The 13,244-nt window shown below is 39.6% G+C and carries 10 protein-coding genes, 1 tRNA gene and 1 pseudogene; 8 read left to right on the forward strand and 4 right to left on the reverse strand.

The genetic code is table 11. The annotated features are described in order from the left end of the window. The first annotated feature begins 76 nt into the window (after positions 1-76). The 7 genes and pseudogenes from IPP86_07070 (at position 77) to IPP86_07100 (ending at position 7,890) form a co-directional block, all read left to right on the forward strand. Positions 77-634, forward strand: coding sequence for a DUF4433 domain-containing protein (locus tag IPP86_07070; GenBank protein MBL0138276.1), 558 nt, complete (start codon positions 77-79; stop codon positions 632-634). Then, a complete protein-coding gene (locus IPP86_07075; protein ID MBL0138277.1) occupies positions 634-1,689 on the forward strand; it encodes a macro domain-containing protein in 1,056 nt (351 codons plus the stop codon). The genes IPP86_07070 and IPP86_07075 overlap by 1 nt, the downstream gene beginning before the upstream one ends. A gap of 3 nt (positions 1,690-1,692) precedes the next feature. Further along, positions 1,693-4,667 (forward strand): annotated as a pseudogene (locus IPP86_07080) (HsdR family type I site-specific deoxyribonuclease). 350 nt (positions 4,668-5,017) lie between these two features. Then, complete coding sequence (locus IPP86_07085) at positions 5,018-5,881, forward strand: hypothetical protein (protein MBL0138278.1); 864 nt, start codon at positions 5,018-5,020, stop codon at positions 5,879-5,881. Positions 5,882-6,222: 341 nt separating this feature from the next. Beyond that, on the forward strand, positions 6,223-6,555 hold the full coding sequence (locus IPP86_07090) for a hypothetical protein (GenBank protein MBL0138279.1): 333 nt from the start codon (positions 6,223-6,225) through the stop codon (positions 6,553-6,555). Between the two features lie 128 nt (positions 6,556-6,683). After that, complete coding sequence (locus IPP86_07095) at positions 6,684-7,151, forward strand: phage integrase SAM-like domain-containing protein (protein ID MBL0138280.1); 468 nt, start codon at positions 6,684-6,686, stop codon at positions 7,149-7,151. 343 nt (positions 7,152-7,494) lie between these two features. Further along, a complete protein-coding gene (locus IPP86_07100; GenBank protein ID MBL0138281.1) occupies positions 7,495-7,890 on the forward strand; it encodes a tyrosine-type recombinase/integrase in 396 nt (131 codons plus the stop codon). A gap of 220 nt (positions 7,891-8,110) precedes the next feature. On the opposite strand, the gene IPP86_07105 is transcribed toward IPP86_07100, so the two are convergent. The 4 genes from IPP86_07105 to IPP86_07120 all read right to left on the reverse strand — a co-directional run bounded on the left by IPP86_07105 (position 8,111) and on the right by IPP86_07120 (position 12,629). Further along, positions 8,111-8,181 (reverse strand) — tRNA-Cys (locus IPP86_07105). A gap of 370 nt (positions 8,182-8,551) precedes the next feature. Continuing rightward, complete coding sequence (gene folB / locus IPP86_07110; protein ID MBL0138282.1) at positions 8,552-8,914, reverse strand: dihydroneopterin aldolase; 363 nt, start codon at positions 8,912-8,914, stop codon at positions 8,552-8,554. A 415-nt stretch (positions 8,915-9,329) separates the two neighbouring features. Further along, a complete protein-coding gene (locus IPP86_07115; GenBank protein ID MBL0138283.1) occupies positions 9,330-11,006 on the reverse strand; it encodes a glutamine--tRNA ligase/YqeY domain fusion protein in 1,677 nt (558 codons plus the stop codon). A gap of 69 nt (positions 11,007-11,075) precedes the next feature. Continuing rightward, positions 11,076-12,629, reverse strand: coding sequence for a glutamate--tRNA ligase (locus IPP86_07120; GenBank protein MBL0138284.1), 1,554 nt, complete (start codon positions 12,627-12,629; stop codon positions 11,076-11,078). 214 nt (positions 12,630-12,843) lie between these two features. On the opposite strand from IPP86_07120, the gene IPP86_07125 reads away from it, so the two are divergent. Continuing rightward, a complete protein-coding gene (locus IPP86_07125; protein ID MBL0138285.1) occupies positions 12,844-13,218 on the forward strand; it encodes a four helix bundle protein in 375 nt (124 codons plus the stop codon). Positions 13,219-13,244 lie beyond the last annotated feature (26 nt).

A 13,244-nucleotide genomic window follows, 5' to 3' on the forward strand; every position in this document is an offset into this window, starting at 1 on the left:
TTTATCACAATCTTCAGTCATGAAAAAGCAGTTAACTATGGGGTCAATTTAGCGTGAAACAAGGGGGTCAACTTGTGTGAAATATCCACAATCAGATCCGAACTACATTAATATTGGAGATACAGGCCTGATTGCACAACGAAATGATTACCCAGTTGGGATCAATCCCCCCAATGGTGTTTTGGGCGATTATGTTCCATTTTATTTTGGCCCTTTGTCGCCCATGCTTTTAAATATTGTAACAGGATACAGAGGAATTACCCGGAGACCACAGGAAGCAATAGTATATATTGTTTGTCGTGTGAACACTTTAATTCAAAATGTTGGAGCATGGTGTTTTACAGATGGTCATGCAAAAAATGCCATCACGGAATTTTACAACGATATTGCAAACCTTGGTGAAGTGGACTGGGAAATGGTAGCAGAAAGGCAATGGCGTAACACTGAAGACGACTTTGATAGGATGCGAAGAAAACAAGCGGAATTTTTGGTAAGGAATCATGTGCCAGTAAATTGCATAAGTTGCATAGTTGTGCTAAACGTACAACGGAAAATTTTTGTTGAAGAAATAGTAAATCGCCTCGGACTGGGAATTTCCGTTCGGGTTAATCCACACAATCAATTTTATTACTGATGCTATATTTAAAAGGAAATCTGTTAGAAGCACATACCCAAGCCTTAGTTAACACAGTTAACACAGTTGGTGTAATGGGTAAAGGAATTGCATTGCAATTCAAAGAAGCTTTTCCAATGAATTTTAAAATTTATATTGCCGCCTGTAAAAAGAAAGAATTACTAACTGGTAAATTACTTGTGGTTAAAGAGCAAACCTTGGAAGGAGAAAAGATAATAATTAATTTTCCTACGAAGACCGAATGGTTTATGAAATCCAAATACGAATACATTGAAGCAGGATTGCAAGAATTAGCTAAAGTTATTGATGAATATAAAATTGAAAGTATTGCCATTCCACCATTGGGTTGTGGTAACGGAGGATTAAAATGGGAAAAGGTAAAACCAATGATAGAAAAACATCTTGGACATTTAAACCATGTCAATATTCAGGTGTTTGAACCTAATGAAGCTGTAAAAGAAATTTTAAAACAACAAGATGCCAACAAAGAAATAAAGCTAACACCAGCCAGAGCTATGGTGCTTTATGCCATGTTCTATTATGAGTCATTGGGTGAAAACGCAAGTCTTTTTGTTGCCAATAAGTTAGCATACTTTTTACAAAGATTGGGAGAAAAAAGCTTGAACAAACTGAAATTTGAAGCAAGTCATTATGGGCCCTATTCAGTTCAGGTTGAACACTTGCTACACAATGTAAATGGCAAATATTTAAAGGGCTTGGAACAAATGAATGCAAAAGCTTTTGAACCCTTGGAATTGCAATATGACAAGATTAATGAAGTAAGTTATTATATTAAAAATGAACTTAGTTCAGAACAAAGAACAAGGCTATCCAACTTAGTAAAGCTGATAGACGGTTTTCAATCTGCATTGTCATTAGAGATTTTAGCGACAGTTGACTTTGTAAGAAAAGAAAAGCCCAATATTAACCAAGAAGATATTGTATCAACCATTCACAATTGGTCTGAAAGAAAACGCAAACTGTTCCAGGAAAAATACATCCTGATTGCAGCCAATCATTTACAAGACTACGGCAGCCGTCTTGAAATTTCATAATTCATGGCGTTCAATGAACAAAATACCGTAGAGCACTTTATCATTCACCAACTCACAGGAGTGAATTTGAATGCCGTGCAAGGCAACGTAGTAAAGGAAGATTCTGTAGAATATGATTCGGTAAAATGGAAATATCTACAGGCTGATTTATTACAACGGGATATTACCGAAGTATTTGTTGATAAGGAATTGAAGGACGCCCTTTGTCGTCTTAATCCAGATTTAGCAGCCAACCCCGATAAAGCTGATGAAGTAATTCATAAACTCCGGGCCATTCTCATTACCGTAAACAATGTGGGATTGGTAAGGGCCAATGAAGAATTTTCCAAATGGTTACGAAATGAAGTAACGCTTCCTATTGGGAAAAATAACGAACATGTGGCCGTTCGATTGATTGATTATGAAGCTGTAAAAAATAACAGCTTCATACTTTGCAATCAATTCAAAATTCGAACCAGGGAAACTAAGATCCCAGACATTGTACTCTTTGTTAATGGAATCCCTCTCGTTGTAGGTGAAGCCAAAACCCCAGTTCGGCCATCTGTGACCTGGTTTGATGGCGCTCATGACATTAATGTTGTTTACGAAAATGCGGTTCCTCAACTTTTTGTACCCAATGTATTTTCCTTCGCTACGGAAGGGAAAGAGATTTTCATCGGAGGAGTTCGAACACCTCTTGAGTTTTGGGCACCCTGGCGATTGGAGGATGAAAAAGATGAACTTGGGCGCTTCATTGGACTACAGGATGTAGCGAAACAACTCACTCACTTACTGAAACCTTCGACTCTTCTGGACATACTTCAGTACTACACCATTTACGCAACCAACAGCAAGAAGAAAAAAATAAAAGTTGTTTGCCGGTATCAGCAATACGAAGGAGCCAATGCCATTGTGCAGAGGGTCCAGGAAGGCAAAATTAAAAAGGTCTTATTTGGCATTTTCAAGGTTCAGGGAAATCTTTGCTAATGTTGTTTGCCGCTCAAAAACTCAGAAAGCAACAAGACCTGGACAATCCAACCGTAATTATCGTGGTGGACAGAGTTGATTTGGATACACAAATCACAGCCACATTCAATACCGCCGAAGTGCCCAATATGATTACCACCGATAGCATCAGGGAATTACATACCCTCTTGGAACAGGACACCCGGAAAATCATCATTACGATGGTGCACAAGTTCAAAGATGCTTATCCTGACATGAATAAACGGGACAACATCATCGTAATGGTGGATGAAGCGCATCGTACACAGGAAGGTGATTTAGGAAGAAAGATGCGGAATGCCTTGCCAAATGCGTTCCTTTTTGGGTTGACTGGAACCCCTATCAATAAAGCTTATAAAAACACATTTTGGGCTTTCGGTGCAGAGCAGGACAGTGGCGGATACATGAGTCGTTACACCTTCCAGGAAAGTATCAGAGACAATGCAACCTTGCCATTGCACTTTGAACCCCGCTTGCCCAATTATCACATTGACAAAGAAAGTTTGGACATTGCTTTTAAAGAATTAGCAAATGACCTCAGCGAAGACGATCGGAACAAACTCAGTCAGAAGGCAGCTAAGATGTCTGTCTTTTTGAAATCCCCTGAACGTGTAAGAACCATTGTTTCCGACATTGTTACACACTTTAAAGCCCATGTAGAACCGGAAGGCCTAAAGGCGATGATCGTGACACCTGACCGTTATGCCTGCATTCAATACAAAGACGAAATTGACAAACTTCTAAATCCCGAAGCAAGTGAAGTAGTTATCAGTTCATCCGCCAATGATGACTTTGAATTCAAACAAAAATGGGCGATGGATAAAGATAAACAGGAGAAAGTTGTTGAGAGGTTTAACGATGCAGATTCTCCCTTGAAATTCCTGATTGTAACTGCTAAACTTTTAACCGGTTTTGATGCCCCGGTTTTGCAAACCATGTACCTGGACAAGTCACTTAAAGATCACACACTGTTACAGGCAATTTGCAGAACCAATCGATTGTTTCCCAATAAAACTTTTGGCAGAATCGTAGATTATTTTGGGGTATTCGATGACACAGCCAAAGCACTGGCGTTTGACGAAGAAAGTGTAAAAACAGTTATTACCAATCTACAGGAACTGAAAGACAAACTTCCGGAATGGGTGGATAAATGCTTAAATCATTTTACCGGAGTGGACAAGAGCATTTCCGGTTTTGAAGGCCTTTCAAAGGCGCAAGATTGCATCAATACCAATGAAAAGCGGGATGCTTTCGCAAAGGATTTTAGCAGCTTAACTAAACTATGGGAAGCATTATCACCAGATCCGGTTCTTAATCAATTTCAAAAAGACTACAAGTGGTTATCGCAGGTATATACCTGCGTAAAACCAGCATCAGATGACAATGGAAGGCTCCTTTGGCATGTCTTAGGTGCTCAAACCACAGCGCTCATTCATGAACACGTCCATGTCTCAGGAATCAATCAGGACATGGAAGAAATGGTTCTGGATGCTGAAGTGATTGACGATTTAATGCACAAAAAAGACCCAAAGCAGGCCCAGAATGTTTTGAAAATTCTTATCAGCAGAATTCATAAACATGGTAATCATCCTACCTTCAAGAAGCTGAGTGAACGGCTCGAAGCAATCCGTGACAAAGCAGAAAAAGGGTTGATCAACTCCATTGAATTCATCAAAGAGCTGTGTCAAATTGCCAAAGAAACGCTGCAAGCAGAAAAGGGTGTTGAACCTGAAAGCGAACAGAAAAATGCAAAAGCGGCATTGACAGAATTGTTCCTTGAACTAAAAACCGATACAACTCCTGTCATCGTTGAACGCATTGTAAACGACATCGATGAAATTGTGAGAGTGGTTCGATTTGATGGATGGCAAAACTCGACCGTTGGAGAGCGTGAAGTAAAAAGAGAACTCCGAAAAGTATTGTGGACGAAGTATCAAATTAAAGATGAGGAGCTCTTCAACAAGGCATACGAATACATTAAAGAATATTATTGAGATGATCAATAAGACTAAATTACGTTCTTAATTAAGACCATAATTTCGTATCTTATTTTACCGGGTAAAAATAGCAGTTCGACATCCCGCACCACATATACGCATCAAACGACGTGTACTTTATCATCATTTTTCTCAACCAATGGTCTACCATTGAAATTTTTCAATTTTTTTTCAGGTATTTTTTGAGCTTTTCAGTGCCAATATTTTCTTATTTGCTAATTTTATGAAAAACTTGGATGTTTGATTTGTTTATCAATCAGGTCTGGATCAATCGATATTCGACTAATCCAATCCGGACCTAGCATCAAAAATATTTTCCCGATAATTATTTTCTAAAATTAGACCTTATGGACAAAGGACTCTCCTACAAAAAATCAACTAAATTTATATTGAACCTGAGCTTCTATGAAGATATAACTATTGAGAATTTTCGAGAAAAAGGAGTGCCACTTACAAAATGTGCTATTCCATTTTTAGATGAAATTTATGAAGATGAAAATAATACCAATGAAATGGATAACCTTTACAATAAAGTAGAAATAACTACGAGGAAATACCTCGAAAAGGACATTATTGATTGGAACCAATATTTATGGGTAAATAAAGAAATTGCAACTAAAGTTAAGAAATTACTGAAAAATTCCGAATCCTCAATTAATCCTTACTGTGTCGTTGTTCCTTTACTGTTTTATCAAAATTTAAAATTTTTCCTTGATGTTTCAGCAAAGGACTTTGTACCTGGACATTCAGTGATTGAATTTTTAAAAACTATAGAAGATCTTGATGACAAAAATATTCGAAAGCGAACATTTAACCTTAAATCACACAATCTTAAAACTTATGACCAGTTCGATTCCGAAACATTAATATTTATAAAACAGGCTGTCAATTACTATATAAAATCAGCAATTGGTGAAAAATACATTGCTAAAATACAATTGGAACATCAAAATTTAAATATGGTCATAAATTTTATAAATACCCTCCAGGGAAGAAACAAAAGATCAACACATCGCTGGCTTAAGAATTGGATTGTATACTCACTTGATCAATTATTGCGGAATCATTTCAGAAATGTGCGCAAACGATTCTATATAATTGGAGAGCTACTGACTATCTTTGTTGGTGTTAGCAAGCAACAAGAAAAATGTTTGAACAAAGAAGATTTTTATTACAATAACTTGAGAAGGTGCGCTCGAATTTCTAATTAATAATTTATAATTGACTGGGAATCTTCACATTTTATAATTAACTATCAATACCAAAATCACAAGGTAATGGCCTTTATTTTTGTCAAAAAATTCAGGTCATGCAAGAAGAACAAAAAGCAAAGGTGGGCGAATCGCCAAGAAAGATTCAATTTACTTCTCACAACCGGGGCAAAGGTCCTCCGACTGGCGACTGGTAAAGCATGAATTCGGCAGCATTGGAATAGATGTACTTCTTTGTGCTTATGAACGCATTTGTAGGGCCGATTTTTACCTCCTTACGATCGATAAAATTTTTATAAAAAATTCTGTTCGAAGAACAAATCTCGGAAGAAGATTTCAGGATGGTTATTAATTATTGCGTCAACGAACTTGACTTGTTCGACTGGCATCTCTATGGCCTGGGAAAATTGTTTTCCATTCAATTTGTTAGAAATTTTGATCAGGCAGGGCTCTTCCGCAATCGGAAATATGGCGCAAAAGCGGTCTTGAAGGCTGCTAACCATTTTCGCAAAGGTTGCACACCAATCACTCTGGAAGACGAACTGGAAATGATTGCCAATGACACCTTTCCAGACTATGGCGACCAAATTGATGAACCGCCAACTGAGATCGACTCTTCCGATGATGTCAGCGACTCCTCCAAACCGTCAGAGGACTCCGAGCTTCCCTTTTAGATGAAAACATCATTAAACCGGAGTTCGAATTCGTTAATACAGGTGGTGAATTCACCATCCTATATGAGCATCATTCAAAAAAGATCAAGCCTACAATCCATTTTTATCCAAATATCTTCAAATCCAAATTGAAGCAATATCCGATATATTGTCGCCTGACGATAGAGCGGAAAAAGTCTGAATTCACCACAGGCATATGGATTAAAAATAACGATTGGGACCCCATAAATGAAACCTTTAACAATAAAAGCAAAAACATGCAATCATACCATCAGCTGATTCATTTTGAATCGGAACTACTAAAAATTATTGAACATCGTGAAGCAAAGGGGCTCCCGATCTCATCCTCAATCATCAAAAAAATCTATCAAAATAAAATCGATAAGGACTCAGCTGAAGGTTATACGTTTACCCTACTCGCTTACTTTGACAATTTTATTCAATATGCTGAAAAAAATACAACTGACTACACCAAACCAACGGTACAGCACTACCGGACAACCAAAGAACATCTAAAAACATTTATAGAGTCCCAGGGACAAACCGATGTTGTATTACATACTATCGATTCTGCATTTTTTGCGAAATTTTTATGACTTTTTAATGACCTGGAAACATCAAAACTTCATCGATCAATGAACAGAAATTCAGCGAACAAATACCTTTCAAAACTTCGATCATCACTTCATCGTGCCAGAAGTTTAAAATTGATTTCTGTGGATCCATTTTCCGACTTTAAACTAATTCAGTCAAAGCCAAAATCAAACATACTGATCAACCAAGAGTTGATACAAATCGCTAAAAAACGCTTGGACAATAAGAGTCTGGAAACCGTTAGGGATTATCTGTTGATGTCAGTGTTCATGGGAGGAATGAGGTATTCCGATTTATCTAAAATTAAAATGAAAAATATTTTTTGAAGAAGATGGCGTGTGTTTTGTGTTTCTCGATGAGCAGGAGAAAACCAATAGTAATGTCTATACTCCGCTTTTACCACCAGCAGTGGCAATCTTAAAAAAGTATTCTAAGGAGCAGGAAGACACAGGTTATATAATTCCAAAACTGAGCCAACAGAAATTAAACGTATACTTAAAAACATTAAGCGATGCCTGCGGTTTGAACAAGCACATTACCCACCGGGTTGCAAGACATACCTTCGCAACTACAGTATGTGGTAGAAATGGAGTGCCACGACATTTGATCTCAGCCTGGATCGGACATAAACCCAAACAGACCCCAACGGATATTTATGCTCAGCCAACCAGAGAAGAATCATTAAAGTTTTATAATGTGTTGTATGAAGAATACAAGAATCCGGACTTCATTCCGAATTAGCTTAAGGTATACTCATCTTCAACAGCACAGGAAAATATTTGGCCTCCATTTGCACGTTTAAAATCCATTACAGATTTAAGGTGAAACATTGACCCACCCAGGTGAAACAAAAGGTGAAACAAATTAGGTTATTTATAAGATGACATCACCTGGACCAAAAAAAAGAAAGACTGTTAATCAGATGATTAGCAGTCTTTCTTTTTAGGGAAAATGCCCTTTGAGGTCCCGAGCGGATTTGAACCGCTGTACAAAGTTTTGCAGACTTCTGCCTAACCACTCGGCCACAGGACCATGAAATCGGGTTGCAATGATAGTAAAAAGTAACGTAGGTTCATCGCTACGAATGGCTTTTTTTACGTGTTTTTTAGCGAAAAGTTAAGGTTTTCTGCTTAAAACACGGGAAGTTTTGACTCTGAGATTCAGGATTATGAAGAATGGGACGGGGGACGGGAGACGAGGGACGGGAGACGGGGGAAGGAAAGAATGACGTCATCCATTGAACCAGGCTTATTTAACCGGCGTTCTCTTATTCCATTTCAAAAATACAAATGACCAGAAATAGAAAAGCATTCGAGGATGTCGCAAATTGCGATATCCTCGAATGCTGAATCATCATATGTAAATTATCGTGATTTACGAACCGAAAATTATTCTTATGGCCTTACGATTTTAACCGCTTCTCTTCAATTGTAATACTCACAGAAGCAACGTCTCCATTCATAGGCGGTGCAATTTTCGTTACGCAAACTTTAACTGCATCAATACGTGGGATGGTTTTCAAAAGTGAATCCGCGATTCTTTTTCCGACATGCTCGATGAGCTTTGACGGGATTGACATTTCCTTCTTTACAATTTCAAATACATCGCAATAATCCACAGTCTTACTAAGATCATCCGTCTTCGCTGCTTCGGAGAAATCAGTTTCGATCGTGAGGTCTACAGTATAATGTCCGCCAATTTTTGTTTCCTCCGGAAGACACCCGTGGTACGCGTAGAACCGGATTGAAGTGAGATGAATTTGCATTTTGAAAAAACAGATCAGTTATTGTAGATTTTAGATTGTTGATTGTAGATTATCGTGGCTTTGAACTGTGGCAATAACCCAAAGGATTGCTGATTGTAGATTGTAGATTGTAGATTGTAGATTAGTGCTCGGTTAAATGAACGCAAATAACCCAATGGATTGCTGATTGTAGATTGATGATTGTAGATTGTAGATTATCGCTCTTTTTAAAAGAACGGAAATAACTCAATAACCTAATAACTTAATAACCCAACGGATTGTAGATTAGTACTCGGTTAAATGAACGCAAATAACTCAATAACCTAATAACTTAATAACCCAATGGATTGCTGATTGTAGATTGCTGATTTTAGATTAGCGCTTCGTTAAATGAACGGAAATAACTCAATAACTTAATAACTTAATTACTCCATCGCTATTCAAACGTCACAACACTCTGCTGCTTCGCCCAGGAATCCTTTAATGCTACCGTGCGATTGAAAACCAATTTGCCGGGACGGCTGTCTTTGTCAGTGCAGAAATATCCTTTGCGGATAAACTGAAACTTATCTCCCGGTAAAGTAGTCGCAAGTGATGGTTCCGCTTTTGCTCTGGAAATGACCTGCAAACTGTTTGGATTCATGTATTCCTTGAAATCGCCTTCTTCACTGGCAGGATTTTCTACACGGAACAAACGATCGTACACACGCACCTCCGCATCAATCGCGTCAGGAATACTCACCCAGTGAATCGTTCCTTTCACATTGATACCGCTCGTATCGCTGCCGCTTTTACTTTCCGGAATGTAGGTGCAACGGATTTCTGTGATGTTGCCATCGTCGTCCTTATCGTAACTTTCACACTGAATGATATAAGCATTTTTCAATCTCACTTTCAATCCCGGACCCAAACGGAAAAATTTCTTTTCAGGATTTTCTTTGAAGTCTTCTCTTTCAATCCATAATTCCCGGCTGAAAGGAAGATCTCTTTCTCCCCCATCTTCTTTCTCCGGATTATTTTCTCCTTTCAGAATTTCTGATTTGCCTTCCGGATAATTGGTAATTACCAGCTTCACCGGATCCATCACCACCATCACACGGTTGGCGATTTTGTTCAGGTCTTCACGCACACAAAATTCCAGCATGCTTACGTCGATGACATGCTCTCTGCGCGCGACACCAATCATGTCACAAAAGCGACGGATGCTCTCCGGTGTATAGCCACGCCTCCGCATACCACTGATGGTAGGCATGCGCGGATCATCCCAACCGCTCACATGATTTTCTTTTACCAATTGTAAAAGTTTTCGCTTGCTCATCACTGTGTAATTCAGGTTGAGTCGCGCGAATTCATACTGATGACTCGGGAAAATTCCCAGTTGTTCTATGAACCACTCGTACAGCGGACGATGTACTTCAAATTCCAGCGTACAGATCGAATGTGTGATCTGTTCTATGGAATCGCTTTGTCCGTGCGCGTAATCGTACATCGGGTAGATACACCATGCATCTCCGGTGCGGTGATGCGGCGTATGTTTGATGCGATACATGATCGGATCACGCATGTGCATGTTGGGAGATGCCATGTCCACTTTCGCGCGCAACACTTTTTCTCCGTCTTTAAATTCACCCTTACGCATCCGCTCAAACAAATCAATATTCTCTTCGACGCTACGACTTTTGTACGGACTGTCTTTTCCAGGCACTGTCGGACTGCCTTTCAGCGCGGCGATTTCTTCGGGAGTGGAATCATCTACATATGCCAATCCTTTTTTGATCAGCTCAACAGCAAAATCATAGAGCTTCGGAAAATAATCAGAAGCATAAAATTCATTCGCCCACTGAAAACCCAGCCACTGAATATCGGCTTTGATACTTTCAACGTATTCGGTTTCTTCCTTCTCAGGATTGGTATCATCGAAACGCAGATTCGTCATGCCATTGAATTCTTTGGCAAGACCAAAATTCAAACAAATACTTTTTGCATGTCCGATATGCAGGTATCCATTCGGCTCCGGGGGGAATCGCGTGAGTACACGTCCGTTGTGTTTTCCACTCTTTATGTCTTCCCGGATAATTTCTTCTAAAAAATTCGGACCTTTTTCTGTGCTCATAATCTATCTTTCCCTTTGCGTTCTTTGCGTGAAATAATTTCTTCCCATCGGGACAAAGAACGCAAAGAATTAGGCATGTGTTTGTAATGTGTTTAATGCTTTATTGATTCTTCCAACGATCTCATCACGGCCAAGCAGTTCGACCATGCTGAAGAGATGTAATCCTCCACCCTGTCCGCTTACCATGACGCGGAACAATTGCAGAAGTTCATTCGGCTTACGCTGGACTTTTTCCGCGACCGCTTTAAAAGTTGCTTCCGCCTCCGCTTCGTTCCAGGTAGATGCTGATTTATAAGCATCAACCAGTTGAACAAAGAACTCCGCCAATTCAGGTTTCCATCGTTTGGTAATTACCTGTTCATCGTATGTGATTGGTGCTTCAAACAAATAGGAGCCAATCTCCAGCATCTCAGACTCAAAATGAACGCGTTCTTTCATCAGTCTGACTGCATGCAAGAGGAAAGCATCCTGCATCCTGTGATCATTGTCAGCGAAATGATACTTTGCTTTCACGGCAAGCTTCAGGTGAGCGGCCAATTCCGCATCCGGTTGCTGTCGCAGGTATTGTTCGTTGAACCATTTCGTTTTTTCAGGATCAAATTTCGCTCCGCTCTTACTCACTCTTTCCAGAGAAAATGCCTGAATCAATTCTTCCATCGTAAATAATTCCTTGTCGTCGCTCGGATGCCAGCCAAGAAGTGAGAGCATGTTCACAAACGCTGCAGGGATATATCCTTTCTCACGATAACCGGAAGAAAGTTCTTTGGTTTCAGGATCTGTCCAGTTGAGTGGAAAAACCGGAAAGCCGAGTCTGTCGCCATCACGTTTACTGAGTTTACCATTACCATCCGGTTTTAACAACAAAGGAAGATGCGCGAATTGTGGCATCACATTTTCCCATCCCAAATAACGGTAGAGTAAAACATGCAATGGAGCTGATGGCAACCACTCTTCACCACGAATCACATGAGTGATTTTCATGAGGTAATCGTCCACAACATTGGCCAGATGATAGGTTGGCATTCCATCGCTCTTGAATAATACTTTATCATCCATTTGTGATGTATGCACTTTTACTTCACCACGGATAATGTCTGTCAGATGCACTTCTTCATCGCCCGGTACTTTCAGACGAATGACATAATGTGTTCCTTCGGATAATAATTTTTCAGTCTCGGCAGCAGAGAGCGTAAGAGAGTTTTTCAGATTAACCCGTGTTTGCGCGTTGTATGCAAATGTCTGCTTGCGCGATTCCATGTCCTTACGCAATTGTTCAAGAGCTTCCGCTTCGTCAAATGCATAATAAGCATGGCCGGATTTTACCAGCTGATCAGCATACTGTTTGTATAAACCTTTGCGTTCGCTTTGCCTGTACGGAGCGTGTGGACCATCACCAAAACCCACACCTTCATTTGGAATAATTCCACTCCATTTCAATGCTTCGATGATGTATTCTTCCGCGCCGGGAACAAAACGGTTCTGGTCGGTATCTTCAATACGAAGAATAAAATCTCCGTTGTTTTGTTTGGCAAAAAGATAATTGTACAAGGCAGTCCGCACCCCACCCATATGCAATGGACCCGTCGGACTCGGAGCAAAACGAACTCTAACTTTTCTATTCATACGGCAAAGATAGTTTTTTTCGAGAGGGACATTAGAAGGGTGGCGAAGGGACGGGGGACGGGGGACGAGGGACGGTGTGCTCGCCAATAAATTATTATTAAATTCTAGTTTAAGGGGACGAAGGGACGGGGGACGGAATTCTCGCTAAATGAAATGCAATTTAATTCTATTTTAAGAGGTTGTAAATGCGATTTTTCCAAGGCAGATTGCGGGCATGAATCGTTTGGAAGAACTAAGATATTATATGTTGTCTATGCAATTGTGGGACGAGTGTTGGGGAGATACTGAAAAAATGTTGTCCGATATTCGTGGAAGGGAGATTTGCCGACAACTGATTAGATCAGTTGGTTCAATTTCAGCAAATATCGAAGAAGGCTACGGTCGCGGATTTGGAAAAGAATATTCTCATTTTCTAAAAATATCTAGGGGATCAGCAAGAGAAAGCCGGGGATGGTACCTAAAATCAAAATTTCTCCTGAAGGATAGTATTATCACATCAAGAACAGCTACACTCGATTCAATAATATCGATGCTGACGAGTGCAATTAACACTTTAGAAAAGAAAAATATTGCAATAATTGGAAAGTGAAACCTACAGTATCCTGTCTGTCCCTC

The organism is Bacteroidota bacterium (assembly GCA_016720935.1).
Lineage (GTDB): Bacteria > Bacteroidota > Bacteroidia > AKYH767-A > 2013-40CM-41-45 > JADKJP01.